The 25,737-nt window shown below is 73.1% G+C and carries 22 protein-coding genes; 9 read left to right on the forward strand and 13 right to left on the reverse strand.

Annotated elements, in window-relative coordinates:
- Positions 1-42: 42 nt before the first annotated feature.
- Positions 43-501, reverse strand: coding sequence for an Lrp/AsnC family transcriptional regulator (locus ABZ449_RS00735; protein WP_360337804.1), 459 nt, complete (start codon positions 499-501; stop codon positions 43-45).
- Between the two features lie 286 nt (positions 502-787).
- Between ABZ449_RS00735 and ABZ449_RS00740 the strand changes: the two genes are divergently transcribed.
- Positions 788-1,417, forward strand: a complete 630-nt coding sequence (locus ABZ449_RS00740; protein WP_360337807.1) for a LysE family translocator — start codon at positions 788-790, stop codon at positions 1,415-1,417.
- A gap of 22 nt (positions 1,418-1,439) precedes the next feature.
- Positions 1,440-2,948, forward strand: a complete 1,509-nt coding sequence (locus ABZ449_RS00745; RefSeq protein WP_360337810.1) for a CoA transferase — start codon at positions 1,440-1,442, stop codon at positions 2,946-2,948.
- Positions 2,949-3,291: 343 nt separating this feature from the next.
- Here ABZ449_RS00745 and ABZ449_RS00750 read toward each other — a convergent pair whose 3' ends face one another.
- Positions 3,292-3,891 carry a DUF308 domain-containing protein gene (locus tag ABZ449_RS00750; RefSeq protein WP_360337813.1) on the reverse strand — a complete coding sequence of 200 codons (600 nt, stop codon included), beginning with the start codon at positions 3,889-3,891 and terminating at the stop codon, positions 3,292-3,294.
- Between the two features lie 233 nt (positions 3,892-4,124).
- Here ABZ449_RS00750 and ABZ449_RS00755 point away from each other — a divergent pair, with 233 nt between their 5' ends.
- Positions 4,125-5,945 carry an NAD-binding protein gene (locus tag ABZ449_RS00755; RefSeq protein WP_360337816.1) on the forward strand — a complete coding sequence of 607 codons (1,821 nt, stop codon included), beginning with the start codon at positions 4,125-4,127 and terminating at the stop codon, positions 5,943-5,945.
- Positions 5,946-6,129: 184 nt separating this feature from the next.
- Here the strand turns inward: ABZ449_RS00755 and ABZ449_RS00760 are convergent, their stop codons facing one another.
- From ABZ449_RS00760 to ABZ449_RS00790, 7 genes are all read right to left on the reverse strand, one after another.
- On the reverse strand, positions 6,130-6,915 hold the full coding sequence (locus ABZ449_RS00760; protein ID WP_360337819.1) for an enoyl-CoA hydratase: 786 nt from the start codon (positions 6,913-6,915) through the stop codon (positions 6,130-6,132).
- Positions 6,916-7,051: 136 nt separating this feature from the next.
- Complete coding sequence (locus ABZ449_RS00765) at positions 7,052-8,137, reverse strand: enoyl-CoA hydratase/isomerase family protein (protein WP_360337822.1); 1,086 nt, start codon at positions 8,135-8,137, stop codon at positions 7,052-7,054.
- Between the two features lie 262 nt (positions 8,138-8,399).
- Complete coding sequence (gene fahA, locus ABZ449_RS00770) at positions 8,400-9,632, reverse strand: fumarylacetoacetase (RefSeq protein WP_360337825.1); 1,233 nt, start codon at positions 9,630-9,632, stop codon at positions 8,400-8,402.
- Positions 9,629-10,543, reverse strand: a complete 915-nt coding sequence (locus tag ABZ449_RS00775; protein WP_360337828.1) for a hypothetical protein — start codon at positions 10,541-10,543, stop codon at positions 9,629-9,631. The genes fahA and ABZ449_RS00775 overlap by 4 nt, the downstream gene beginning before the upstream one ends.
- On the reverse strand, positions 10,540-11,742 hold the full coding sequence (locus ABZ449_RS00780) for a cupin domain-containing protein (protein ID WP_360337830.1): 1,203 nt from the start codon (positions 11,740-11,742) through the stop codon (positions 10,540-10,542). The genes ABZ449_RS00775 and ABZ449_RS00780 overlap by 4 nt, the downstream gene beginning before the upstream one ends.
- 183 nt (positions 11,743-11,925) lie before the next feature.
- On the reverse strand, positions 11,926-13,140 hold the full coding sequence (hppD, locus tag ABZ449_RS00785) for a 4-hydroxyphenylpyruvate dioxygenase (RefSeq protein WP_360337833.1): 1,215 nt from the start codon (positions 13,138-13,140) through the stop codon (positions 11,926-11,928).
- 231 nt (positions 13,141-13,371) lie between these two features.
- Positions 13,372-14,733 (reverse strand): phosphoribosyltransferase family protein, encoded by a 1,362-nt coding sequence (locus ABZ449_RS00790; RefSeq protein WP_360337836.1) that lies wholly within the window; start codon positions 14,731-14,733, stop codon positions 13,372-13,374.
- Positions 14,734-15,148: 415 nt separating this feature from the next.
- Here ABZ449_RS00790 and ABZ449_RS00795 point away from each other — a divergent pair, with 415 nt between their 5' ends.
- From ABZ449_RS00795 to ABZ449_RS00810, 4 genes are all read left to right on the forward strand, one after another.
- Positions 15,149-15,541, forward strand: a complete 393-nt coding sequence (locus ABZ449_RS00795) for a hypothetical protein (RefSeq protein WP_360337839.1) — start codon at positions 15,149-15,151, stop codon at positions 15,539-15,541.
- Entirely contained in the window at positions 15,538-15,948 is a 411-nt protein-coding gene (locus ABZ449_RS00800) for a hypothetical protein (protein ID WP_360337842.1), read from the forward strand. Before ABZ449_RS00795 ends, ABZ449_RS00800 begins: the two co-directional genes overlap by 4 nt.
- Positions 15,949-16,041: 93 nt before the next feature.
- Positions 16,042-16,707 carry a cupin domain-containing protein gene (locus ABZ449_RS00805; protein WP_360337845.1) on the forward strand — a complete coding sequence of 222 codons (666 nt, stop codon included), beginning with the start codon at positions 16,042-16,044 and terminating at the stop codon, positions 16,705-16,707.
- A gap of 236 nt (positions 16,708-16,943) precedes the next feature.
- On the forward strand, positions 16,944-17,654 hold the full coding sequence (locus ABZ449_RS00810; protein ID WP_360337848.1) for a response regulator transcription factor: 711 nt from the start codon (positions 16,944-16,946) through the stop codon (positions 17,652-17,654).
- A 53-nt stretch (positions 17,655-17,707) separates the two neighbouring features.
- Here the strand turns inward: ABZ449_RS00810 and ABZ449_RS00815 are convergent, their stop codons facing one another.
- Together ABZ449_RS00815 and ABZ449_RS00820 are read right to left on the reverse strand one after the other, a co-directional pair.
- Positions 17,708-19,423 (reverse strand): acyl-CoA dehydrogenase family protein, encoded by a 1,716-nt coding sequence (locus tag ABZ449_RS00815; RefSeq protein ID WP_360337851.1) that lies wholly within the window; start codon positions 19,421-19,423, stop codon positions 17,708-17,710.
- A gap of 177 nt (positions 19,424-19,600) precedes the next feature.
- Positions 19,601-20,149, reverse strand: a complete 549-nt coding sequence (locus ABZ449_RS00820) for a PadR family transcriptional regulator (RefSeq protein WP_360337854.1) — start codon at positions 20,147-20,149, stop codon at positions 19,601-19,603.
- A gap of 185 nt (positions 20,150-20,334) precedes the next feature.
- Between ABZ449_RS00820 and ABZ449_RS00825 the strand changes: the two genes are divergently transcribed.
- Entirely contained in the window at positions 20,335-20,808 is a 474-nt protein-coding gene (locus tag ABZ449_RS00825; protein ID WP_360337856.1) for an SPW repeat protein, read from the forward strand.
- A 113-nt stretch (positions 20,809-20,921) separates the two neighbouring features.
- On the opposite strand, the gene ABZ449_RS00830 is transcribed toward ABZ449_RS00825, so the two are convergent.
- Positions 20,922-22,328, reverse strand: a complete 1,407-nt coding sequence (locus ABZ449_RS00830) for a class II fumarate hydratase (protein ID WP_360337859.1) — start codon at positions 22,326-22,328, stop codon at positions 20,922-20,924.
- A gap of 225 nt (positions 22,329-22,553) precedes the next feature.
- Positions 22,554-23,339, reverse strand: coding sequence for a carbon-nitrogen hydrolase family protein (locus ABZ449_RS00835; RefSeq protein ID WP_360337862.1), 786 nt, complete (start codon positions 23,337-23,339; stop codon positions 22,554-22,556).
- A gap of 367 nt (positions 23,340-23,706) precedes the next feature.
- On the opposite strand from ABZ449_RS00835, the gene ABZ449_RS00840 reads away from it, so the two are divergent.
- Positions 23,707-25,731, forward strand: coding sequence for a cholesterol oxidase substrate-binding domain-containing protein (locus tag ABZ449_RS00840; RefSeq protein WP_360337865.1), 2,025 nt, complete (start codon positions 23,707-23,709; stop codon positions 25,729-25,731).
- The last annotated feature ends 6 nt before the right edge of the window (positions 25,732-25,737 follow it).

Here is a 25,737-nt window from a genome sequence, read left to right on the forward strand (position 1 = left end):
CTCTGCCCCGTGCGGCGGCCGCACGGGCCCCCGGTTCGCACCCTACCCGCCGACCGGTAGGCCCCGGTCGGCCTTCACCTGCTTCATCGTCAGGTGCGAGTTGACCTGCGCGATGCCCGGCAGGCCGGAGAGCACGTCGGTGATGAAGCGTTCGTACGCGGCGATGTCGGCCACGGCGATCCGCAGCAGGTAGTCGGGCTCGCCGAACAGCCGGTGGGCCTCCACCACCTCCGGCAGTTCGGCCACCCGGCGCTCGAACTCGGCGACCGTCACCTGGTCCTCGTGACGCATGGTGATGGTCACGAAGGGCTGGAACCCACGTCCGACGGCCGCGCCGTTCAGCACCGCCCGGTAGCCGCGGATCACGCCGTCCTGCTCCAGTCGGCGCACCCTGCGCAGGCAGGGGGAGGGGGTGAGGTCGACCCGGGAGGCCAGCTCGGTGTTGGTCAGGTGCCCGTCCTGCTGGAGTTCGCGGAGGATTCTGCGGTCGATTCGGTCCATGGCGCAACATTCTGCCAAAACGTGGCTCTGACCAGCGAGAAGTCGCCATCGCGTGCCAGCCCGGTCCGGCTACCTTCAGTGACCGGGGCCGCTGCACCGGCTGCACCGGCCCCCGGGACCTCCCAGCGGGCCCCCGGGACCTCCCAGCGGGCCCCCGGGACCTCCCAGCGGGCTCCGGCACCTCCCGGCCGACCCACCGGGGCGAACCCGGCGGACCGCCCGGGCACCCCCGGCCGACCCCGCCGGGCCCACATCGCGACGATCACGACAGGCCACGCCCACGCCCATGGACACCCACGCCCTCCTCCTCTTCCTCGGAGTCGACCTGCTGCTGGTCTGCACCCCGGGCCCCGACTGGCTCTACATCGCCGCCCGAGGCCTCGGCCAGGGACGCCGTGCCGCGCTGACCGCGGTCGGCGGGGTCTGCGCCGGGTACGCCGTCCACACCCTGCTCTCCAGCGCCGGACTGGCCGCCGCGCTGCGCGCCGTCCCGGCCGCCCTGCCCGTGCTGCGCCTCACCGGTGCCGCGTACCTGCTGGTGCTGGCCGTCATGATGCTGCTGGCGCTGCGCAAGGGCGGGGGCGCCGCCGCCCTGGCCGCGCCCAAGCCGCAGTCCACCAGGACGGTGCTGCGCCAGAGCGTGCTGACCGCGCTGCTCAACCCCAAGGGCCTGCTGCTCTACCTCTCCCTGGTGCCGCAGTTCGTCGACCCGGCCGCCGCGCTGCCGGTCGGCGTGCAGGTGCTCGCGCTCGGCTCGCTCAACGTGCTGGCCTGCGCGGTGGTGTACGGGCTGGTCGCGCACGCCAGTGGGCGGCTCGGCGGCCGGTTCGGCGGCTCCCCGCAGGCGGCCCGCCGGATGACCGTGGTGTCGGCGGTCCTGCTGATGTTGGTGGCGGGCGTCACGGCGACCGCCTGAGAACCGGAGCACAATGCCGGACATGACTGATCGTCCGTTGCCAGAAGGAACCACCGGAATCGCCGGATCCACCGGATCCACCGGAACCACCGGAACCACCGGATACGTCGACGGCCCCACCGCCCATGCCTGGGCGGCTCTCGGGGGATCACCCGAGCTGCTGGAACGGGTGAGCTTCCAGGGGCCGGACGACGTCCTGCCCTCCGGTCTGCCGGTGCTCCGGCTCGCCCGCGCCACCGTGGCGGTCTGCTCGCTGGCCGCCGCCGAACTCGCGGCTCACCGCAGCGGTGCGGCGGTCCAGGCCGCCTCGGCGGTCCCGGCGGCCCCGGTCGCTCCGGCTGCCCAGGCCGTCCCCGCCGTCCGGGTCGACCAGGGCGCGGTGGCCACCGCCTTCGTCAGCGAGCGGCACCTGACGGTCGACGGCCGTGCGCCCGTCTCCTTCGCCCCGCACTCCGGCTTCTGGCGCACCGCCGACGGCTGGGTGCGCACCCACGCCAACTACCCGCACCACCGCGCCCGGCTGCTCTCCGCCCTCGACCTCGCCGCCGACGCCGGGCCCGAGCAACTCGCCGAGGCGCTCGGCAAGCTGCCGGCCGAGCGGGTCCAGGAGCGCGCGTACGCGGCGGGAGCGCTCGCGGTCGCCGTCGCGCCGGTGGGCCCTGCCATGCACCCCCTGGTGGAGCACCGGGAGGTCGGTGCAGCCGCCGCGTCCGCGCCGGTCCGTCCGCTCGGTGAGGCCCCGGTGGACCGGCCCGCCGCCGGGGTCCGGGTCCTCGACCTCACCCGGGTGATCGCCGGACCGGTCGCCACCCGCGCCCTCGCCCTGCTCGGCGCCGACGTCCTGCGCGTCGACCCGCCCCGGTTGCCGGAGGCCGAGGACGCCCACGCCGACACCGGCTTCGGCAAGCGCTCCACCCGGCTCGACCTCGCCGCGCCGGCCGACCGTGCCGTGTTCGAGGAACTGCTCGCCACCGCCGACGTCGTCGTCACGGCCTACCGCCCCGGCGCCCTCGACGCCCACGGCCTCGGCCCCGACGCGTTGTTCGCCCGCCGCCCGGACCTGATCCTCGCCCAGCTCCGCGCCTGGGGCTGGGCCGGCCCCTGGGCCGGCCGGCGCGGCTTCGACAGCCTGGTCCAGGCGGGCGTCGGCATCGCCGCGCACGAGGCCGCCCCCGACGGCCGCCCCGGCGTGCTGCCCGCCCAGGCCCTCGACCATGGCACCGGCTACCTCATCGCCGCCGCCGTCCTGCGCGCCCTCACCGACCAGCGCACCCGCCGCCCCGGCGGCCGCCATCTCCGCTTCTCCCTCGCCGGCACGGCCTCCTGGCTGCTGCACGGCATCGAACCGGAACCGGACGCGCCGCACGAGGCCTCGCCCGAGCGGTACGACCCCTCCCGGTGGCTGACCGAGACCGATTCCGCGTACGGTCGGCTGCGCCATGCCCTGCCGCCGATCGGGTACGAGGGCGCGCCCGCGGACTGGTCGCGCCCGCCGGGGCGCTGGGGAACGGACGAGCCGGTCTGGCTCTGACGGCCTCGGGCGGCGCTGTCCAGGGCGTCCGGCAGCGGGGACGGACGCCGGGGCCGGGGAGCTGTTCGACCCGGCCGAGGAGCGGATGCTCGTCGCCGTCACCGAACTCGACGGCTGACCGACGTCCGGCTCGCCCCGGAGCGGCTGGAGGCCGCCACCTTCCGGATCGGCTACGCGCCGCGCCCGTGAAGCCGGGTGCCCGTGAAGCGCCCCGCTCCTGAAGTCCCGGTCCTGAAGTCCCGGCCATGAAGCTCCACGGTCGTGAAGCTCCCGGTCGAGAAGCCCCTTGCTCAGCCGTGAGGCCGTGCCCCGGTGGGGCACGGCCTCACGACACCGGGGGAGGTCAGACGCCGGATGGGATCTGCTTGGCCCGGCTGCGGACCTGGATCGCCGTCACGATCTCGACCAGGCCCAGGATCACCAGCCAGCATCCGGCCAGCACGGCCAGCGCGGTGATCGAGCCGACCGGCCACACCATCAGCAGCACGCCGGCCAGGGTGTTGGCCACGCCCGCGAAGGCCTGCCAGCCGCGGGCGGGCATCAGCGGGTCGGAGATCGCGGCGGCGAGCTGGGTGATGCCGCGGAACAGCCAGCCGATCCCGATCCAGAGCGCGAGCAGCAGCAGCGACTGCGCCGCGCTGCGGAAGCAGAGCAGCCCCAGTAGCACGCAGATCGCACCGCTGATGAAGGCCAGCACCCGAAGCGCCGTGGTGGAGTGGGTGCCGAACGCGGCGATCAGCTGCACGACGCCGATCACCAGCAGGTAGAGGCCGAACAGTACGCCCACCACCAGGAGCGTCTCCTCGGGCCAGGCGAAGACCACGATCCCGAGGGCGAGCGAGGCGAGTCCGGCGAGCAGCAGGACCTGCCAGGCGGCCTTGGCGAGCAGTCCGAGCGGTCCCTGGACCGGGGTACCGTCGGGGGTGATGATCGGAGGGGCCACGGTGGCGTACTCCTCGGGTTGAGGCCGGGCGACGGGTGACCGGTGACCGGTGTCGTGCTGGGTGCATGACGCCGTACGGGTGAGGTCGGGTCGGCCGGCTGACGGGCAGGGGACGAACCCCAGCGTCTCCGCGCCACGGCCGGACCGCGCGCCGGATACGGCCGTCCGGGGGATCCGCCGCAGTCGCCGGAACGTCACCCTCCGGACACTTTCCGTCGATATCATCCGGCGATATGACTTCTGAAGGGTGGGGGACCCCTCCGGTCGAGCCGATCAGCCAGCACTACATCGTCTGCGGGGGCAACGCGCTGGCTCACCGACTTGTCCTGGAACTCGTCGAGCACTACGAGGTCCCGGTCGTCGTCCTGGTCGCCGACCGAACCCGCGATCACGCGCCGCAGATCGAGCAACTCGACGGCGTCGCGGCGGTCGTGGAGTACGCCAGCATCACGGAGGAGGCGCTGCGTGCGGTGTCCATCGGCACCGCGCGCGGCCTCGCCCTGGTCGAGGGGAGCGACCAGGAGAACATCCACGCCGCGCTCAGCGCCCAGAACCACAACCCGGACATCCGCATCGTCTTCCGGATGTTCAACCAGCGGCTCGGCGAGAACATCGAGCGGCTGCTCAGGAACGGTGCCGCGCTCTCCGGTTCCGCCACCGCCGCCCCGGCCTTCGCCTCCGCGGCGCTCGGGCGCCCCAACTCGGTGGAGATCGACGGGCGTTACCTGCACATCGCGTTCGACGACGACATCACCTCGGACCGGATCTGCGTGGTCGCCGACCAGATCGACCGGCAGGACCTCGGCAGGATCCGGCTGCTGCCCGAGCAGCAGGGCGACTCGGCCGAATTCGTCAGGCTCGCCAGCGAGTTCGGCGACGACGGGCCGATCCGACCCGGCGGCGTGCGGCGCGAACCGGCGCCTGTGGTCGAACCCGCCGCGGAGGAGGAACCAGCCGGCAGGGCGGCGCTCCAGATGCTGCGGATGGAGCCCCGGGAACCGATCGACTGGAAGCGACGGCTGCGCTGGCGGCTGCTCGACACCATGCGCTTCTTCACCAGCGCCCGGATGCGGTTGGTGCTGCTCACCGCCCTCGCGGCGGTGCTGCTGGCCTTCGGGGTGCTCTGGTACCTCAACCGGAACTTCGGCTGGACCGTCTACGTCACGCTGCTCGACCTGGCCGGCGCCGCCCAGCCGGACCAGCTCTCCGACATCTCCTCCGGGACGGGCACCGGCGGGTTCTGGCAACGCGTCGCGCAGGTGGTGATCACCATCTGCGGGATCACCTTCGCGCCGGTGGCCACCGCCATCGCGGTCGAGGTGCTGGGCTCCGGGCGGCGCGGGCAGCCGCGCAACCCCGGGGCGGGCACCCGGGACCACGTGATCGTCGTCGGCCTCGGCAACGTCGGTACCCGCGTCGCGACCCAACTGCACGGCATGGGCGTGCCGGTGGTCTGCATGGAGCGGGACCCGCAGGCCCGCGGCATCTCCGCCGTCCGGGCGCTGGGGATCCCGGTGGTGATGGGCGACGGCCCCTTCGAGCAGCAACTGCGCCGGGCCCGGCTGAAGCACAGCCGGGCGCTGGTCGCGGTCAGCGGGGACGACGCCACCAACCTGGAGGCGGCCCTGGAGGCGCGCCACGGCAAACCCGAGGTCCGGGTGGTGGTGCGGCTGTTCGAGGACGACTTCGCCAGCCACTTCTACAAGACGCTGGACAACGCGGCCTCCCGGTCGGTGTCCTATCTGGCCGCGCCCGCCTTCGCGGCGGCGCTGATGGGGCGGGAGGTGCGCGGGACGCTGTCGGTGCTCCGGCACGTGCTGCTGATCGCCGAGCTGAAGGTGGAGGACGGCAGCGGGCTGATCGGGCTGAACCGGCACGACCTGGAGGACCCGGGCGGCGTCCGGGTGATCGCCGTGCGCTTCGCCCACGGCGGGTCGCTGCAGTGGAACTTCCCGGACCGTACCCGGCGACTCGCCCCGGGCGACCAGATCGTCGTCGCCGCCACCCGCAGTGGGCTCGCCCGGCTGAACACGGTGGCGGTGGAGGAGGGCTGAGCGTGGCGGCCGACAGCGGGAGGCCTTCGACGAACAGCCGACGGCCTCCCGCGGGCGGCTCTCGGCTGAGGCTTCAGCGGACAGCGTTCAGCGGACAGAGTTCAGCTGACAGATTTCAGATGCTGAAATCTGTCAGCCGTCTGCTGTCGACTGTCCGCCGTCATCCGTCGGACGCCCTCCGCCGTCAGCGGTTCCGGAACTCCGGCGGGCGCTTCTCGGCGAACGCCGCCATGCCCTCCTTCTGGTCCGCCGTGGCGAAGGCCGCGTGGAAGAGGCGGCGCTCGAAGCGGACGCCCTCGGCCAGGGTGGTCTCGAAGGCGCGGTTGACGCTCTCCTTCATCATGATCGCTGCCGGGGCGGACATCGCCGCGACGGTCTCGGCTGTGGCGAGGGCCTCGGACAGCAGCTGGTCCGCCGGGACGATCCGGGAGACCAGTCCGGCCCGCTCGGCCTCCTCGGCGCCCATCATCCGGCCGGTCAGGCACAGCTCCATGGCCTTCGCCTTGCCGACCGCCCGGGTCAGCCGCTGCGAGCCGCCGATGCCGGGGATCACCCCGAGCTTGATCTCCGGCTGACCGAACTTCGCGGTGTCCGCCGCCAGCAGGATGTCGCAGAGCATCGCCAGCTCGCAGCCGCCGCCCAGCGCGAACCCGGCCACCGCCGCGATCACCGGCTTGCGCAGGGCGCCGAGCCGGTCCCACGGGCCCAGCCAGTCGTCCAGGTAGACGTCCGGGAACCGGTTGCCCTGCATCTCCTTGATGTCGGCGCCGGCCGCGAAGGCCTTCTCCGAGCCGGTGATCACCAGACAGCCGATCTCCGGGTCCCGGTCGAAGACGGTCGCGGCGGCGACCACCTCGTTCATGAGCTGGGTGTTCAGCGCGTTGAGCGCCTTCGGCCGGTTGAGCGTGATCAGCCCCACCCGGCCCTTGCGCTCGACCAGGATCGTCTCGTAGGTCTCGGTCTCGGTCATCGCCGTCGACTCCCATTTCCGCTGCTCGGCGCCCGTGGGAGCGCCCTGACCACCCAACGATCTACGACGCGCCCCGCCTCGCGCCAGTCTTGGTATGCGAGACGCCGGTCACCAGGTGCTGGAGGAGGGGCGGGGATCAGGCCAGGCCCAGTTCGTCGCCCTCGCGCGGGGCGAAGTAGCGGGCGACGTCCGCCTCCGTCACCTCGGCGAGCGTGCCGGGCTTCCAGCGGGGGTCGCGGTCCTTGTCGATCACCTGCGCGCGGATGCCCTCGACCATGTCGTGGCTCTCCAGCGCGGTGCAGGAGATCCGGTACTCCTGGTCGAGCACGGCCTCCAGCGAAGGGAGGGTGCGGGCGCGGCGCAGCGCGGCCAGGGTGGTCTTGACGGCGGTGGGGGAGTTCGCCAGGACCGCGACGGCGGCCTCCTTCGCCTCCGGGACACCGGAGTTCAGCAGCCGGTCGACGATCTCCTCGACCGTGTCGGCCGCGTAGCAGGCGTCGATCCAGCTGCGCTGGGCGGCCAGCGCGGCGGGCGGCGCGGGCTCGGCGTGCGCGGCGACCATGCCGTCGACCAGGGCGGCGGCCTCGGCGGCGGTGCCGCTGGTCGCCGCGGCGGTGCTCCGGGCCAGGGCGTCGAGCAGGTCGGGGATGCGCGGCGAGGGTACGAAGTGGTCCGCGAACCCGCACAGCAGGGCGTCGCCCGGGCCCATCGAGGTTGCGGTGAGCGCGAGGTGGGTGCCCAACTCGCCCGGGGCGTGGGCGAGCAGTCGACTGCCGCCGACGTCAGGGGCGATGCCGATCCGGGTCTCGGGCATCGCGACGGTGGAACGCTCGGTGACGATCCGCACCGCGCCGTGGGCGGAGACGCCGACGCCGCCGCCCATGGTGATGCCGTCCTGGACCGCGACGTACGGCTTCGGATAGCGGGCGATCAGGGCGTTCAGCCGGTACTCGTCGCGGAAGAACGCCCGGGTGCCCGCTCCTCCCGCCCTGGCGTCGTCGTGCATCGCGCGGATGTCGCCGCCGGCGCACAGGCCGCGCTCGCCCGCGCCGGTCAGGACGACGGCGCGTATCCGGTCGTCCTCGGCCCAGTCGTCCAGAGTGGCGCGCAGGGCGGTGACCATGCCGTGGGTCAGCGAGTTGAGCGCCCTCGGGCGGTTCAGCACGAGCCGCCCGACGCCGCCGTCCAGGAAGGCCTGGACCTCCGCCACCTCTGTGCTCATCCGGCCCGCTCCCGTTCCTCTGTGCTGTCGACATCCGTCGGAGCCCGTCGGAGTCCGATGGAGTGCGCCGGAGCCCTTCGAAGTCCGCCTGGTGTCCACCGTACCGGGGGCGGCGGGGAGCACTGATCACCGGATCGGGAAGCGGGGACGGAGAACGGATGACAGCTGACAGATGATGAAATCTGTCAGCTGTCATCCGTGACCGGTGATCCGTGATCCGTGGTCCGTCAGCTGTCAGCTGCCGACTGTCACCCGTGAGCGCTCAGCCGCGCACGCGTCCGGTGACCTCGCCGAACCCGATCACGGCGCCGTCCGGCCCGGGCGCGGTGGCGGTGATGGTCACCTCGTCGCCGTCCTCCAGGAACGTCCGGGTCGTCCCGTCCGGGAGCTTCAGCGGCTCCTCGCCGTTCCAGGTCAGCTCGATCAGTGCACCCCGGGTGTCCCGCTCCGGCCCGCTGACCGTGCCGGAGGCGAACAGGTCGCCGGTGCGCAGCGAGGCGCCGTTGACGGTCATGTGGGTCAGCTGCTGCTGCGCCGTCCAGTACATGGTGGCGAACGGCGGCCGGGAGACGGGGTGCCCGTTCAGCCGGACCTCCATCGCCAGGTCCAGGCCCCACGGCTCGCCGCCCCGGTCGTCCAGGTACGCCAGCGGCTCGACGTCGCGCTCCGGCGGTGCGACCCGGGCGTGCTCCAGCGCCTCCAACGGCACGATCCACGGCGAGACCGAGGTCGCGAAGGACTTGCCGAGGAACGGGCCGAGCGGCACGTACTCCCAGGCCTGGATGTCGCGCGCCGACCAGTCGTTGAGCAGGCAGACGCCGAACACGTGCTCGCGGAAGTCGTCCAGGACGACCGGCCGGCCGAGCTCGGACGGCGTACCGACGACGAAGCCGACCTCGGCCTCGATGTCCAGCCGGCGCGACGGCCCGAAGGTCGGCGCGGAGTCGGCGGGCGCCTTGCGCTGTCCGTGCGGCCGCACCACCGGCGTGCCGGAGACCACGACCGTGCCCGCCCGCCCGTGGTAACCGATCGGCAGGTGCTTCCAGTTGGGGGTGAGCGGCTCAGTGCCCGGGCGGAAGATCCGGCCCAGGTTGGTGGCGTGGTGCTCCGAGGCGTAGAAGTCGACGTAGTCGGCGACCTCGAACGGCAGGTGCAGCTCCACCGCGTCGGCCGGCAGCAGCGCCGGCGACAGCGCCTCGCGGAAGGACTCGTCGGTGAGCCAGGTGGTGAGGTCCGCCCGCACCCGGGTCCAGGCCGGACGCCCCGCCGCCATCAGCGGGTTGAGCGAGTCCGCCTCCAGCAGCGTCGACGGCGCGCCGGCCGCGCGGGCGGCCGCCCCGGCGTCCAGCACGAAGTCTCCGACGCGCACGCCGATCCGGCGCCGGCCCGGCTGGTCGGCGGCGGTGAAGACGCCGTACGGCAGGTTGTGCACGCCGAACGGCGAGTCCTGGGCGCTGGCGAGCCAGCTGCCGGTGCTGCTGGGGGTGGTGCTCAACGGTCCTCCTGGTGCAGTGGACTGGGCGACGACAGCAGGCCGAGTGCGGCCAGGTCACCCAGGGGCTCGGCGATGCTACAGGTGCCGAAAGCAGTGAACGAGTTGCGGATCACCGTGACCTGACGATCCGTCAGCGACCGGACCGCCTTGGCCAGCACCTCGCCGTCGCGCTCCGCCAGCACCGCCGCGGCCGCGGCCCGGTCGGTCTCCTGTGCGGCCAGCAGCACGTTCAGGAAGCCGTGGTGCTCGAAGCCGGTCTCCGGGTCGGTGTGCCGGACGGCGTTGTGCAGCCCGGCCGTGCACTTGTACGGCAGCCCGCGCCGCGCGCAGCCGGTGAGGAAGGCGGCCAGCTCGTCCTCGTCCGGGAACGCCTCGGCGACCAGCCCGCCGGTGCGGAACTTCGCCCGGTACGGGCTGTCCACCAGCGCGTCCAGGACGGCGTCCAGTCCGTCCCCGCGCAGGAGTTCGCGCGGCAGTTCGACGGCGGCCGGGACGTCCGGTGGCAGCAGCCGGTCCAGTGCGGCCACCGCCTCGGCGGCGTCCCGGGTGGCCAGCTCGACGCCGGCCAGCTCGAACGGCGCGGCGGCGGCGAGCGCCGGGGCGAGCTCGGTGCTGCCCCCCGGCAGCACCAGCCCGACCTTGAGCGGCCGGTCGCCCGCCACCGCCGAGCCGTCCGCCCCCGCCGTGCCCCCGTCGGTGTCGGCGGTCGAGACCGCCGCGGCCAACTCGCCCAGTCGGCCGGCCCCGCAGAGGAACGGCCCGACCGCCTCGGCGTACCAGGCAGCGCGGTGCGCCCGGTGCGCGGGCACCGCCTCGACGACCGGGAGGTTCCCCGGCGGGAACACCGCCGCGTCGTCGAACAGTTCGCGGAACAGCTCGGGGATCACTCCCCCCGAAGGCAGTGCGCTCATCGCCCGGGCCCCCGACCGGCCCAGGTCCAGGCGTAGTCGGCGTCCTCGCCGGCCCGGCCGCCCTCGCCGAGCTCCAGCGGGCGGAAGGTGTCCACCATGACGGCCAGCTCGTCGAAGAACTCCACGCCGATGCTGCGCTCGTACGCCCCCGGCTGCGGGCCGTGGGTGTGCCCGCCCGGGTGCAGCGAGATCGAGCCCTGGCCGATGCCGGAGCCCTTGCGCGCCGCGTAGTCGCCGCCGCAGTAGAACATGACCTCGTCGCTGTCCACGTTGGCGTGGTAGTAGGGCACCGGGATCGACAGCGGGTGGTAGTCCACCTTGCGCGGAACGAAGTTGCAGATCACGAAGCCGTTGCCCTCGAAGACCTGGTGGGCCGGCGGCGGCTGGTGGATCCGGCCGGTGATCGGCTCGAAGTCCTTGATGTTGAAGGCGTACGGGTACAGGCAGCCGTCCCAGCCGACCACGTCGAAGGGGTGGTGCGGCACGGTGTAGCGGGTGCCCGCGACCCCGTTCGGGCCGCGGTGCTTGACCAGCACGTCGACGTCCCCGGGGGCGTCGACGACCAGCGGTCCGACCGGTCCGCGGAAGTCCCGCTCGCAGTACGGCGCGTGCTCCAGCAGCTGCCCGTACTTCGACAGGTAGCGCTTGACCGGGGTGATGTGGCTGTTCGCCTCGATGCAGTACGCGCGCAGCGGCTCGTCGCCGGACGGCACCCAGCGGTGGGTGGTGGCGCGCGGGACGATCACGTAGTCGCCCTGCCCGACCTCGATCGAGCCGAACACCGTCTCGACCGTGCCGGAGCCGGACTCCACGTAGACGCACTCGTCGCCGAGTCCGTTGCGGTAGAGCTCGCTCGGGGCCCCGGCGGCGACGTACGAGATCCGCACGTCGCCGTTGCCGAGGACCAGCCGGCGGCTGCCGACGACGTCCGCGGACTTCCAGTCCTGGTCCGCGAACAGCTCGTGCAGCTTGAGGTGCCGAGGGAGGAGCGGGTGGTTGGGCACCGTGGACTGGTCCGGCAGCTCCCAGGGCACCGCGTTGACCACCGCCGACGGGATGCCCCGGTGGTAGAGCAGCGAGGAGTCCGAAGAGAACCCCTCCTCGCCCATCAACTCCTCGTAGTACAGCCCGCCTTCGGGGGTGCGGTGCTGGGTGTGCCGCTTGGGCGGGATGCTGCCCAGCTGCCGGTAGTACGCCATCTCCGTGGTCCTCCTCGACCGTTTGGCAGAGATCCGTTCGTCAGAGCTCGGCGGAGCCCGTCACGGGCCCCGTTGGCCGGAGCCCGTCGGAGCTCCGTTCGCCGGAGCCCGTCAGAGCTCCGATCGCCGGAGCCCGTCAGAGCTCCGATCGCCGGTGCCCGGCTCGTCGGAGCCGTCGGACGCTCACAGGTTGCCGCGTCGGTCCTGCTCGCGCTCGATGGACTCGAAGAGCGCCTTGAAGTTGCCCTTGCCGAAGCCGAGCGAACCGTGCCGCTCGATGAACTCGTAGAAGACGGTGGGGCGGTCGCCGATCGGCTTGGTGAAGATCTGCAGCAGGTAGCCGTCCTCGTCGCGGTCGACCAGGATGCCGCGCTTCTTCAGCTCCTCGATCGGCACCCGGACCTTGCCGATCCGCTCGCGCAGCTCCGGGTCGTCGTAGTAGGCGTCCGGGGTGTTGAGGAACTCCACGCCGCGGGCGCGCAGCACGTCCACGGTGGTGAGGATGTCGTTGGTGGCGAGCGCCATGTGCTGGCAGCCGGGGCCGGTGTAGAACTCCAGGTACTCGTCGATCTGGGACTTCTTCTTGGCGATGGCCGGCTCGTTGAGCGGGAACTTCACCCGGTGGTTGCCGCTGGCGACGACCTTGGACATCAGCGCGGAGTACTCGGTGGCGATGTCGTCGCCGACGAACTCGGCCATGTTCACGAAGCCCATGACGCGGTTGTAGAACGACACCCACTCGTCCATCCGGCCCAGCTCGACGTTGCCGACGGCGTGGTCGAGGGCCTGGAAGAGGCGCTTGGGCGAGCCCTCCGGGTGGGTGACCTTGCTCTCCGCGACGACGTAGCCCGGCAGGTAGGGGCCGTGGTAGCGGGAGCGGTCGATCAGGGTGTGGCGGGTCTCGCCGTAGGTGGCGATGGCCGCGCGGCGCACGGTGCCGTTCTCGTCCGAGACGTCGTTCGGCTCCTCCAGCACGGTGGCGCCGGTCGCGCGGGCGTGCTCGATGCACTTGTCGACGTCCGGGACCTCCAGGGCGAGGTCGACGACGCCGTCGCCGTGGCGGCGGTGGTGGTCCAGCAGCGGGCTGCCCGGCTGGACACCGCCCTTGATCACGAAGCGGCAGGAACCGGAGCGGAGCACGTACGCCTTGCGGTCCCGGCGGCCGGTCTCCGGGCCGGAGTAGGCGACCAGCTCCATGCCGAAGACGACCTGGTAGAACTGCGCCGTCTGGGTGGCGTTGCCGACCACGAAGACGACCGCGTCCTGGGCCGTCACGGGGAACGGGTCGGTGGCGGCGTCGTGCTCGACGAGGCCGACGAGGCGGCGCAGCTGGTCGGCGTCAAGACCGGCCTCGCGCTCCTCGGGGGTCAACTCAAGGGCGTGGGTCTGCGGGGTCATCGCTCGTTCCTCCACTTCGGGCCTCGCCGTCGAGGCTTCCGCTGGATCGCGACCGCACCGCGAACGGGTGGGCGGTGTGGTTGCGGAGAGCTTGCTACTGTCGGGGTGGTTGGGCAACAGGTCGGATTTTGACTGCTCAATGTGTACAAGCTGATCAGAAAATCCCGCTATTGGCTGCGCAAAATGCGCTGCTGACCGGGGACGATGCACGAATCCTGCGCAATGGGACGGTCACGCACTTCCGAGGCCGGTGGGGCGCGGGAGGTGGCGCAGGAACCAGTCCGAGGCCAGTTCGGCGACCCGGTTCAGCGTCCCGGGTTCCTCGAACAGGTGGCTCGCGTGCGGGACCACCGCGAGCCCGGTCTCGCAGCGCAGCCGACTCCGGGCCTGCCGGTTGAGGTCGAGCACGGTGGGGTCCAGGGAGCCGACGACGAGCAGCGTCGGAGCGCGGACCCGGGCCAGGGTCTCGGGTGCGGCGAGGTCCGGGCGACCGCCCCGGGAGACCACGGCGCGCACCGCCGGGCCCAGCTCGGCGGCGGTGTGCAGCGCGGCCGCGGCGCCGGTGCTGGCGCCGAACAGGCCGAGCGGAAGGCCCCGGGTCTCGGGCACGGTGGCGTCCGGGTCGCCCTGCGCCGTGCCCAGGTGCCGGGCTACGGCGGTCAGCCGGCCGCCCAGCAGCGCCACGTCGAACACGTTCCGCCGGTCGGCCTCCTCGGCCTCGGTGAGCAGGTCGAACAGCAGCGTGGCCAGCCCGGTGCGGTTCAGGTACTCGGCGACGTACCGGTTGCGCGGGCTGTGCCGGCCGCTGCCGCTGCCGTGCGCGAAGACGACGACCCCGCGCGCGCCGGCCGGGACGGCCAGCCGGCCCGCGAGGCGGGCCCCGGCGACGGGCAGCAGCAGCTCGCGGTCGACGCCGGCGGAGGCTGCGGGCGGGTCGCCGCCGGCCTCGGCCAGCAGCCGCAGCACTTCCTCGTCCTCGGTCTGGGTGAAGTCGGCGTAGAACTCGCCGATCGCGTAGAACGGGGACGGCGTGTCGACGCAGACCAGTTCGTCGGCGACCTCGTCGAGGCGCTCGGCCCAGTCCGCCGGCGCGACCGGAACCGCGAGCACCACCCGGTCCGCGCCGCGCTCCCGGACGATCCGGCAGGCCGCCCGGGCGGTGGAGCCGGTGGCGATGCCGTCGTCCACCACGATCACCGTGCGCCCGCGCAGGTCGGTGGGCGGCCGGTCGCCCCGGTAGCGGCGGGCCCGGCGCGCCAGCTCGGCGCGCTCGCGCCGCTCCACCTCGGCCAGTTGCTCGTCGGTGACCGCGGAGAACCGGATGATCTGGTCGTTCAGCACCCGGACGCCGTCCTCGCCGATCGCCCCCATGCCGAGCTCCGGCTGGTAGGGCACGCCGAGCTTGCGGATCACGCAGATGTCCAGCGGCGCGCCGAGCACCGCGGCGACCTCGGCGGCCACCGGCACGCCGCCCCTCGGCAGCGCCACGATCACGGTGTCGGGGCCGGCCAGGTGGCCCAGGCGTGCGGCCAGCCGACGGCCCGCCTCGGTGCGGTCGGCGAAGCGGGTGAAGTGGGTTCCGGTGACGTGCATGACACGGCCTCCGGTTCCACCGTACGTCGTTCCGGTCGGCTCGGGGCGTTCGCGGGCGGGGGCGTTCCGTGTGCGTCTCGGGTGCGCTCGGGGTGCGGGTGCGGGTGCGGGTCGGTGGCGAGGCGGAGACGGGACGGGATCTCCGCGCGGCGGCGGGCCGGGATCCCGGGTGGGGCGGACCGGGATCGGGGCCGGGGCCAGATCGGGATCGGGGCCGGTGTCAGACCGGGATCGGGATCGGGGCCGGGGGCAGACCGGGATCGGGATCGGGGCCGGGGTCAGACCGGGATCGGGCCGGGATCGGATCGGGAGCCGGACGGGACGACACCCCCGTGTGGCCGGGACAGCGGGCGGCGCACGGTGGAGCACAGAGGCGGACCACGGAGCCCGCCCGCGACCGGAAGGAGCGCCCGTCATGTCGGGCACCGTCATCACCGACCTGCGCCGCCGAGGCGCCGTCGACCCCGGCCGCCTGCTCGCCGGACCGCTGCGCGGTGTCGGCCTGCAACGACTCGACCCGGGCCGGCGCGTGGAGCTGGCCGCCGACGGCATCGAGCACGCGCTCTACGTGATCGCCGGCTCCGGGCTCGCCGAACTGCCCGAGGGCACCGCGCACCCGGACCACCCGGAGCGCGCCGACGCGGGCCTGCCGCTGGTCGAGGGCACCGCGGTCGTGCTGCCGCTCGGCTCGCGGACCGTCCTGACCGCCGGGACGGCCGGGCTGGAGTACTTCCACGCCCTGCTCGCCGTCCCCGCCCCCTCCGTCCACCGTTCCGAAGCCTCTCCCGAAGAAGGTGACCCCAGGTGATCGTCACCACCGACACCGGCGCGGCCATGGTCGTCATCGGCCCGAACGGTGAGCGCGTGCGGATCCGCTCCCTCGCCCGGAGCCGGATGCTCGCCAGCGCCTGCGAGGCCTTCGACCACCTGCGGCTGAGCCCGGGCGCCCACCACGTCCTCCCGGGCCGGCCCGACACCGAGACCGTCCTGCACGTGCTGCGCGGCGCCGCCATCGTCGGCCAACTGTCCGAGGAGCCGGACCACTTGGCATCCGAGGGCGATCTGCTGCTGGCCCGCCGCGGCCGCACCCTGCACCTGGAAGCCGGGCCGCTCGGCGCGGAGCTGCTCTGCCTGACGCTCGCCGTCCCCCGGCACTCCGCCGGCACCCGGGCCGCCCTGGCCCGGCGCCGCGCCACCCGCCGCGACCGGCCCTGACCGGCCCTGACCGGCCCTGATGGGTCCTGACGGGTCCCGGCCGGTCGTGCCTGTCCAGCCTGTCCTGCCTGACCTCGTCGGAGGAGGTCTCTCGTGATCCTCGTCCCTGCCGCCGTCCCCCGCACCGCACCCGCGTTCCAGCGGCTGATCGACCCCGAGCAGCGGCCGGCCGTCCGCGCCGGACTCACCGTCGAGGCGCTGCCGCCTGGCGTCCGGGTCGAGCAACTCCCTTACGAATCCTCCGAGTCGGTGACCGTGGTGCTCTCCGGCCGGCTGTTCGCGGCCGGCCGGATCCTCTCCCCGGGCGAGGCACTGCACCACCGCCCCGGCACCTCCTGCCGGATCGCCGCCGTCCGCGGCACGCCGACCACCGTGCTCACCGTCCGCCCGACGCCGCTCCGGGGTGCCATCCCGGCCCAGCGGTCGGACTCCGCGCCCGCCGCGAGCCGGCGGCAGGTGGAAGTGGGCATCGTGCGGCTCGACCCGGGCGGCACCTGCGGACCGTACACGGACCGGGCCGCCGACGCCTTCCTGGTGGTCCTCTCCGGGGCCGCCGCCTTCCTCGGCGATCTGGGTGAAGTCCTGCTGCACTCCGGTGACTTGGTCTACGCCCGGGCCGGGGAGCGGTACGGCCTGCGGGCCGGCCGGCGCGGACCGGTGACCGCCGTGCTGGGCCGCGTCGGCGCACCCGGTGCCCTTCTGGGACCGGAATGGGACGGCAGGCCCATGCGCTCGGGGCGGACCGGTCCGCAGGGCTGAGGCCGAACGATCGACCGACGGGGTGGCGCCACCTCGCAGGCGGGCCGGGGCAGCGCGGACCTGGCCCGCAGCGTGACTCGGGTCAGGGTTCGAGCTCCGACGGCCGGGTGCCCCGAGTGCCCGGACCGGTTCGGATCCTTCCGGTGCCGGCCCCGCTCCTCCCGTCCCCGACACGCCGAGAACTTCACGAGCATGTCACGGAAAGTAATGCTATCGCCGCTGATAGTGTCGTCCGGGTGGATGAAGAACAGCCGCTGGCACCCACGGACCCGGGCGGTGGCCCGGCCGTCCGTGTGCTGATCGTGGACGACCACCCCCTCTTCCGGGAGGGGCTCAGGGCGGCGCTGGAGAGCGCCGAGGGCGTCCTCGTGGTCGCCGAGGCCGAGCGGGTCGCCGATGTCCCGGAGGCGGTCGCCCGGCACCGCCCGACCGTGGTGATCATGGACCTCTCGCTGCCCGACGGCTCCGGGCTGGAGGCCGTCCGGCAGCTCGCCACCCAGGAGGCGCCGCCGCCGGTGCTGATGCTGACCATGTCGGACGACGACGGGAACCTGCTCGCCGCCCTCCAGGCCGGCGCGCGCGGCTATCTGGTCAAGGGCGCCGGGCGGGAGGAGGTGCTGCACGCGGTGCGGACGGTCGCGGCGGGCGGCGCGGTGTTCGGCGGCGAGGTGGCCGGACGGATCACCGCCCTGTTGGCCGGGGCGAAGATGCGCGAGGCGGGACAGCTCTTCCCCGAACTCACCGCCCGCGAGGCCGAGGTGTTGGACCTGGTCGCGCGCGGGCTGGACAACCGGCGGATCGCCCGGGAGCTGGTGGTCGCGGAGAAGACCGTCCGCAACCACATCACCCACATCTTCGAGAAGCTGCACGTCGCCACGCGCGCCGAAGCGGTCGCCCGGGCCCGCGACATGGGCCTCGGCGACGGCCGGGCCGCCCCGGAGAGGTGAACCGGGGGTGCCGGCCCGCCGACCGGCACCCCCGGGGTCCCGCAACCTCCGCGCTACGGCTGCATCTCGTACGCGCCGGAGAGCGCCTCGACCTGCTCCCACACCCGCGCGTCCCGCGCCGGGTCGGCGACCGGGCGGCGCACGTTGGCCAGCGCCCAGGCGGCCTGCTGCTCGGTGGCCGAGGCCTTGCCGTGCAGCTCGGTGGCGTGAGCGGAGAAGTCGCGGACCAGTGCGTCGAAGATCCGGTCCAGCACGTCGCCGCCGTGCTCGGAAGTGGTCAGGCCGGTCAGCTCGGCCTGCTCCAGCACCAGCTGGCCGTAGACGATCAGCGCGAACAGCTGGCCGATCTCCAGCAGGAAGTCCAGGTCCGCCTGCTGCTCCTTGCTCGGGGCGTTCTGGAGCAGCAACTCGCAGAAGCCGTCGGCCTGTTCGCGGAAGCGGGCGACGTTCGGCAGTTCGGCGTGGCGGTCGTAGGCGGTGCGCCAGTCGTGGAAGCGGATCGCGCCGAGGCCGCGGGCCGGGCCCTGCCGGAACAGGAAGGCGTCGTCGGTGGCGTCCAGGCGGGTCGGCACCGGGGCGTAGTCGGCCGGGGCGAACAGGTAGTTGCCCATGAACTTGAGGATCAGCGCCAGGTTGACGTGGACGGTGCCCTCCAGCTTCGGCAGGCCGCGGATGTCCTTCGCGGCCTTGTCGAAGTAGGTGTCCGCCTCGAAGCCCTTGGCGGCGATGACGTCCCACATCAGGTCGACGACCTTCTCGCCCTCGGTGGTGACCTTCATCTTGGTCATCGGGTTGAACAGCAGGTAGCGGCGGTCCTCGGGGGAGGCGCTGCGGAAGTAGTCCACGGCCCGTGCGCTGAACAGCTTCATCGCCGTCAGGCGGACGTACGCGTCGGTCAGCTCCCGCTTGACGTGCGGGAAGTCGGTGACCCGCTTGCCGTACAGCACCCGGTTGTGGGCGTGCGTGACGGCCTCGTACATCGCGTGCTCGCAGATGCCGATCGAGGCGGTGCAGAGGTTGAACTTGCCGACGTTGACGGTGTTGAGCGCGGCGTCGAAGGCGGCCTGGCCGGTGTGCAGCACGTCCTCGGCGCGCACCGGGTAGTCCTCCAGGCGGAACTCGCTGACGTACATCTGCGCGTTCACCACGTTCTTGACCAGGTGGTACGCGTCGTGGCGGCTGTCGGCGGCGAAGAAGACGTAGCCCTCCGGGCCCTCGACGTCCGAGCGGCGGCCGAACACCGAGACCAGGCCGGCCACGTTGCCGTTGCCGATGTAGTACTTGGAGCCGGTCGCGGTGAAGCCGCCCTCGCCGTCCGGGGTGAGGATCATGTCGGTGGAGTAGATGTCGGCGCCGTGGGTGCGCTCGGAGAGGCCGAAGGCCATCACGTGGCCGTCCGCGAGGAGCTTGGCGGCGCGGGCGCGGACGGCCTCGTTCTCGCTCTGCCAGACCGGGCCGAGGCCCAGGATGGTGACCTGCCAGGTGTACCAGTAGCCGAGGCCGTAGAAACCGAGGATCTCGTTCAGCTCGGCGATCCGCGCGGTGTCCCAGCGCTTGTCGGGGTCGGCCGCGGCGGGGGTCAGGAACTCCGCGAACAGGCCCTCCTTGGCGGCGAAGTCCAGGAAGTCGGCGTACCAGCTGCGGTCGATGTAGGTGTCGATCAGCGCCTTCTTGCCGCGGGACTCGAACCAGTCCACCGTCGCGCGCAGCAGCCGGCGGGTCGGCTCGTCGAACTGTGCGGGGTCGTAGTTGCGCGGGTTGAAGAGCATCGAGGGGCTCCTGGGGGTCGAGGGTGTGGGGAGGGTGGGCGACAGGATTGGGATGACAGATTTCAAACTCTGTTACTTGTCGTCTGTCGCCTGTTATCCGTCCGCTGTCATCTGTTCGCTGTCATCGGTCGGCCGTCATCGGCCCGGCGTCATCCGCCGGGCGCTGTCTGCGGGCCGTCATCTGTCGGCGGCGAGGCGGCGCAGGGTGGCGAGCACGTCGTCGAGCCAGGCGAGGGTCATCCGCTCGTACTCGATGCCGCCGCGCAGCACCACGTGCTGCAGCTGCTCGTGCGCACCGAGTGCGGTGGTGTCGGGGAAGTCCCGCTGCTCGCCGTGCAGGTAGCGGGCGAGCAGGGCGGCGTGGCCCTCGCGGTGCCGTTCGACCTCGGAGATCAGTGCGGCCGGGTCGTCGAAGGCGGCGGCCCGGATCTTGACCGCGAGCTCGTGCCGGACGGTCTCCGGCTCGACCGGTTCGCGCAGCCAGCCGGCCAGCGCGGCCCGTCCGGGCCCGGCCGCCGAGTAGACCTTCTTGTCCGGGCGCCCGTCCTGGGGGACCTCCTGCGAGGCCACCCAGCCGTCCGCCTCCATCCGCCGCAGCACCCGGTAGATCTGCTGATGGGTGGCGGTCCAGAAGCGTCCGATCGAGCGGTCGAAGCGCCGGGCCAGCTCGTAGCCGGAACCGGGCTGCTCCAGCAGCGAGACGAGGATCGCGTGCTCCAGTGCCATGGCTCGCATCCTGCTATGCAACGAGTTGCATAGGCAATGGCGGCCCGGATGGTTGAGACGCAGGTCACCGGCGTGACCGGATGGTTATCGCTCATTCCGGATGATCGGGTGCAAAAGCATGGATAAGCGCCAGAATGGGTACGGGGCAAGCGCCTTACCGGTTCCGACCACAGGAGGTGGTATCGGTGGCAACCCATATCCCGACGACGGGCATGGAGCACCATCCGGACATCGTCGAACTCCGTGAACGCTACGAGCGGGTCACCTCGACCCCCCGTGCCCAGGGCGTCGAAGCCCTGGCCGTCCTGGCCGGTCTCTTCCTGGCGGCATCGCCATGGATCGTCGGCTTCACCGCGTTCAGCACCCTGACCGTGACCTGCCTGATCGTGGGTCTGGCCTACACGGCACTGATGGCCGGCTACGGCTCGGCCTACGAGCGCACCCACGCCCGGGCCTGGGCGGCCGCTGCGCTCGGTGTCTGGACGATCATCTCCCCGTGGGTCGTCTCCGGGTCCGTCGCGCACGGCAAGAACATCGTGACCTGCATCATCGCGGGCGCCGTGATGTTCCTGCTCGGCCTCGCGGCGATCTCGATGGCGACCATGACGGCGAACGGAGCGTCGATGCGGCGCGGCCGGGCCGGCCGCGCCAAGGGCTGATCTTCCCCACAGCCCCGTGACCGGGGCGCGGAGGGCGCAACCGCCCGCCGCGCCCCGGCGCGCGTCCCGTGGCGAAGACGGTGCCCCGCCGCGCCCGGCCGCCGCCCGCCCCGCTACGGGTGGGTCATCCGCAGCACGTCCAGGGCCTCGTCCAGCTGTTCCCCGGTGAGCCTGCCCTGCTCGACGTAGCCGCGCTCCAGAACCACCTGACGGATCGTCTTGCGTTCGGCCAGTGCCTGCTTGGCGACCTTCGCGGCCTCCTCGTAGCCGATGTAGCGGTTCAGCGGGGTCACCACCGAGGGCGAGGACTCCGCGTACTCGCGGGCCCGCTCCACGTTGGCGGTGATGCCGTCCACCGTGCGGTCGGCCAGCAGCCGGGCGCTGTTGGCGAGCAGCCGCACCGACTCCAGAACGTTGCGGGCGATCACCGGGAGCATCACGTTCAGCTCGAAGTTGCCGCTCGCGCCCGCCAGCGTGACCGTGGCGTCGTTGCCCACCACCTGGGCGGCGACCATCAGCACCACCTCGGGCAGCACCGGGTTCACCTTGCCCGGCATGATCGACGAACCGGGCTGGAGGTCCGGCAGGTTGATCTCGCCGAGCCCGGTGCGCGGACCGGAACCCATCCACCGCAGGTCGTTCGCGATCTTCGTGAACCCGACGGCCACGGTGCGCAGTTGACCGCTCAGCTCGACCAGGGCGTCCCGTGCGCCCTGGGCCTCGAAGTGGTTCCGGGCCTCGGTCAGCGGCAGGTCGGTGGCGCGGGCGACCTCCGCGATGACGGCCGCCGGGAATCCGGGCGGGGTGTTGATGCCGGTGCCCACCGCCGTCCCGCCGAGCGGGAGTTCGGCCACCCGGGGCAGGGTGGCCAGCAGCCGCTCCCGCCCGTGCCGCACCTGTGCCGCGTAGCCGCCGAACTCCTGGCCGAGCGTGACGGGCGTGGCGTCCATCAGGTGCGTGCGGCCCGACTTGACCACCTGGGCGAACTCGGTGGCCTTGCGCTCCAGCGACTCCGCCAGGTGCTCCAGCGCCGGGACGAGGTCATGGGTGACGGCGGCGGTCGCGGCGATGTGGATCGAGGACGGAAAGACGTCGTTGGACGACTGGCTGGCGTTGACGTGGTCGTTCGGATGGACCGGCCGGCCCAGCCGCTCCCCGGCCAGGGTGGCGATCACCTCGTTGGTGTTCATGTTGGACGAGGTGCCCGAGCCGGTCTGGAACACGTCCACCGGGAACTGGTCGTCCCAGCGCCCTTCCGCGACCTCCTCGGCCGCCGCCGCGATCGCCTCCGCCGTCTCCTCGTCCAGCACTCCGAGCCGGGCGTTCACCCGGGCCGCGGCGGCCTTGATCCGGGCCAGCGCGGCGATGTGCGCCCGCTCCAGCCGCTGGCCGGACACCGGGAAGTTCTCCACCGCCCGCTGCGTCTGCGCCTGCCACTTCGCGTCGGCCGGCACCCGGACCTCGCCCATCGAGTCGTGCTCGATCCGGTAGTCCTGCGCCTTCTCCTGCTCGCCACCCATCGCGCGCTGCACCTCCTGTACGGGCCCGAACGGCCCGGAACGGATCTTCGATCACCACAGCCGCGAACGGGGCCCGGGTATTTCCGGTCGGGGTGATCCGGCTCCGTTCAGTTCCGTCCGGTCCGGTCAGGTCCGGCGCTGGTCCGGCTCCGTGCCGTGCCGGTGTGCCCGGTGCCCGGGGCCGGCCGGTGCCGCTCGCTCTGGCTCGCTCTCCGCTCCCGGCGCCTACCGGCGGGGCAGCTCGGCGCGGACCAGCTCTCCCGGGTCGGTACCGGCCCGGACGACGAGCTCGCCGCCCGGGGCCCAGACTCCGGAGCCGCCCGAGCTGTCCGGGTACTCGCCGGTGGCCCCGGCACAGGTCGCGAGCACGCACCACACCCCGTGGGCGGCGGCCCGGTCACGGAAGTGGCCGTCCCGGCGCTCCGCCTGGGCGGCGCCGGGGCCGTACAGGGTGGAGGCGACGTAGGCGTCGATGCCGAGCGCGGCGGTCTCCTCGGCGTGCGCCGGGTCCGCGGCGTCCGCGCAGACGGCGAGGCCGAGCCGCAGGCCGTCCAGCTCCAGGACGACGGGCTTCTCGCCGGGGGCGAAGCGCTCGACCTCGGCGCCGTGCAGGCGCATCTTCCGGTAGACGACCTCGGCGCCCTTCCGGGTGACCGCCAGTGTGGCGATGGACTCGCGCCCGTCGGCCTCGGCCACCGGTGCCCCGACCAGGGCGACGGCGCCGGTCGCGGCGCAGGCCGCCACCAGCGGCGCGAGCCGGGCGTCCGCCGGGTCGACAGCGGGTGCGGCCAGGTCGTAGCCGGTCAGCGACAGCTCGGGGAACACCACCAGCCGGGTGCCCGCCTCCCGCACCGCCTCCGCGTGCCGGGCGACGTTCTCGGAGACGGTGTCCGGACGGCCGGCGGCGGCGCAGATGGGCTGGGCGACGGCGACGGTCAGCGCTCCGCCCGCGGACGGATCCGCGGGCGCGTTCGCGGGCGAGGGCTCGGGTGCAGGCGTGGACGAGGGCATGGCGGAGCCTCCGGCGGAGCGCGGTGGGGTGATCGTGATCAACCTATGTGCCCGTCGGGGCTGTGGGCAACGGAGCCAGGTCGAGGAGCGGACCAGGGCGGGAGCGCGACGCGGGACGGGGCTGGGGCAGGCGACGGGGGCGCCAGCGGCAGATCGCGTCGATCTCACTCGAAGGAGTGAGATCCCGGGCGGGCGCTTCAAACTGCCGTGCGCCCCTCCCTACGCTCCAGACCGGGCCGGGCAGAACCCGGCCCGACCCGGATCGCCGCAGCTCGGCCCGGGGGACCAGAACGAGGGGGCGGACGGACGGATGACCACAGGACACGGCCCGACGGGCGGAACGGGTGACGGGGCGGCACAGGAGGGGATGATCCCACCGAATGCCCCGGTGGACGCCCCGAAGGACGCTCCGAAGGGTGCCCCGACGGCTGCCCCGGCGAAGGCTTCGGTGACGGGCTCGGAGAGGGCCTCTTCGACCGTCGCGGCGGGCGGGGTGAAGGGCGCCCCCGGTGGCCTCACCCGACGGCGGCTGTTGGGCGCCTCGGCGGCGCTCGGCGGCGCGGCCTGGCTGCTGCGCGGCACCATCGGCCCGGACAGCGCCGAGGCCGCCGCGCCCGTACCGCCCGGGCTGCCCGTCGGCACCGAGCTCTACCAGCGGGTCTTCCAGAACTGGTCCGGCGAGATTCGCACCGACCAGCTGTGGACCTGCGCGCCGCGAACCCCCGAGGAGGTCCCGGCCCTCGCCGACTGGGCGCACGCCAACGGCTGGCGGCTGCGCGCCTCCGGCTACCGGCACACCTGGGCACCGCTCACCGTCGCCGCCGGGACACCGGAGAGCGCCCGGGTGCTGCTCGTGGACACCAGCCGGCACCTCACCGCCATCAGCGCCGACTCGCCCGACACCGTCCGGGTGCAGACCGGCACCACCATGGAGGCCCTGCTCGCGCACCTGGCCGACCGCGGCCTCGGCCTGACCGCCTGCCCGGCCCCCGGCGAGATCACCGTCGGCGGCGTGCTCGCCATCGGCGGCCACGGCACCGCCGTCCCGGCCGCCGGGGAGGTGCGGCCGGAGGGGCACGGCTTCGGATCGGTCAGCAACCAGGTCGTCCGGCTCACCGCCGTCGTCCTCGACCCGGCCACCGGCCGCTACACGCTGCGGACCTTCGACCGCTCCGAGGCCGACAGCGCCGCCTTCCTGGTCCACCTGGGCCGGGCCTTCCTCACCGAGGTGGTGCTGCGGGCCGGCGCCGACCGGCCGCTGCGCTGCGTCAGCCGGCTCGACATCCCGGCGAGCGAGCTCTTCGCCCGCCCGGATGCCGGTGCCGGGGCCGGCACCGGCGTTGGCGCCGGTGCGGGCGGGGTGCTCGGGGGAGTGCTGGGCGGTGTCCTCGGAGGCGTCCTCGGTGGCGGGGGAGGCCCGCGCACCCTCGCCGACTTCGTGGAACGCGACGGCCGGGCCGAGGCGATCTGGTTCGCCTACACCGAGTACCCCTGGCTCAAGACCTGGAGCGTCACCCCGAACAAGCCGCTCGCCTCCCTCTCCGTCGACCATCCCTACAACTACCCCTTCTCGGACAGCCTCCCGGAACCGGTCGCCCGGCTCGCCGGCGAGATCGTCGCCGGCGCCTGGGCCTCGGCCCCACTGTTCGGCCAACTCCAGTACCTGGTCGCGAAGGTGGCACTCACCGGCGACATCACCGAGGTGCTGCTCTCCGGCGCGCTGCTGCGTCAACTGCTCAGCGGCGAGGTGCTCACCCACCTGCTCGCGGGCGGACTGCGATCCGACCTCTGGGGTCCCTCGCGCACCCTGCTGCAATACGTCCGCCCGACCACCCTGCGGGTCACCGCCAACGGCTACGCGATCCTCGTCAAGCGCGCCGACCTCCAGTGGGCGGTGAGTGAATTCGCCGCCTACTACCGGGAGTTGCTCGCCGCCTACCAGGCCCGGGGCGAGTTCCCGGTGAACGGGGCGGTGGAGATCCGGGTCACCGGCCTGGACGACCCGGCCTCCTCCGGCGTCCCCGGTGCCAGGCCCCCGCTGCTGTCCGCGCTGCGACCGCGTGCCGACCGTCCGGAGTGGGACACGGCGGTCTGGGTGGACGTCCTCGCCTTCCCCGGCACCCCCGGACTGGAGCGCTTCGCGCGGGAGTTGGAGCAGTGGCTGCTGCGCACCTTCGACGGCACCCGGGCGGGCCTGCGGGTCGAGTGGTCCAAGGGCTGGGCGTACACCGATGCCGCCGCCTGGTCCGATCCCGAGCTGATCGGCCGGGTCATTCCTGACAGCCTGCGGGTGGGCGGAGGGCCCGGCTGGGATGAGGCGGTCGCCGTCCTGGACCGCCACGATCCGCACCGGGTGTTCGGAAATCCCTTCCTGGACGGGCTGTTGAAGTAGCGATGC

The sequence above is a fragment of the Kitasatospora sp. NPDC005856 genome, from assembly GCF_040629945.1.
GTDB lineage: Bacteria > Actinomycetota > Actinomycetes > Streptomycetales > Streptomycetaceae > Kitasatospora.

Bases quoted from the DNA above. Each gene is read 5' to 3' on its own strand.
- ABZ449_RS00840 (WP_360337865.1), top strand. From the start codon at position 23,707: ATGATCCCACCGAATGCCCCGGTGGACGCCCCGAAGGACGCTCCGAAG.
- ABZ449_RS00780 (WP_360337830.1), bottom strand. From the start codon at position 11,742: ATGGCGTACTACCGGCAGCTGGGCAGCATCCCGCCCAAGCGGCACACC.
- ABZ449_RS00760 (WP_360337819.1), bottom strand. From the start codon at position 6,915: ATGACCGAGACCGAGACCTACGAGACGATCCTGGTCGAGCGCAAGGGC.
- ABZ449_RS00830 (WP_360337859.1), bottom strand. From the start codon at position 22,328: ATGGGTGGCGAGCAGGAGAAGGCGCAGGACTACCGGATCGAGCACGAC.
- ABZ449_RS00740 (WP_360337807.1), top strand. From the start codon at position 788: ATGGACACCCACGCCCTCCTCCTCTTCCTCGGAGTCGACCTGCTGCTG.
- ABZ449_RS00795 (WP_360337839.1), top strand. From the start codon at position 15,149: ATGTCGGGCACCGTCATCACCGACCTGCGCCGCCGAGGCGCCGTCGAC.
- hppD (WP_360337833.1), bottom strand. From the start codon at position 13,140: ATGACCCCGCAGACCCACGCCCTTGAGTTGACCCCCGAGGAGCGCGAG.
- ABZ449_RS00775 (WP_360337828.1), bottom strand. From the start codon at position 10,543: ATGAGCGCACTGCCTTCGGGGGGAGTGATCCCCGAGCTGTTCCGCGAA.
- ABZ449_RS00765 (WP_360337822.1), bottom strand. From the start codon at position 8,137: ATGAGCACAGAGGTGGCGGAGGTCCAGGCCTTCCTGGACGGCGGCGTC.
- ABZ449_RS00755 (WP_360337816.1), top strand. From the start codon at position 4,125: ATGACTTCTGAAGGGTGGGGGACCCCTCCGGTCGAGCCGATCAGCCAG.
- ABZ449_RS00735 (WP_360337804.1), bottom strand. From the start codon at position 501: ATGGACCGAATCGACCGCAGAATCCTCCGCGAACTCCAGCAGGACGGG.
- ABZ449_RS00815 (WP_360337851.1), bottom strand. From the start codon at position 19,423: ATGCTCTTCAACCCGCGCAACTACGACCCCGCACAGTTCGACGAGCCG.
- ABZ449_RS00835 (WP_360337862.1), bottom strand. From the start codon at position 23,339: ATGCCCTCGTCCACGCCTGCACCCGAGCCCTCGCCCGCGAACGCGCCC.
- ABZ449_RS00745 (WP_360337810.1), top strand. From the start codon at position 1,440: ATGACTGATCGTCCGTTGCCAGAAGGAACCACCGGAATCGCCGGATCC.
- ABZ449_RS00820 (WP_360337854.1), bottom strand. From the start codon at position 20,149: ATGGCACTGGAGCACGCGATCCTCGTCTCGCTGCTGGAGCAGCCCGGT.
- ABZ449_RS00790 (WP_360337836.1), bottom strand. From the start codon at position 14,733: ATGCACGTCACCGGAACCCACTTCACCCGCTTCGCCGACCGCACCGAG.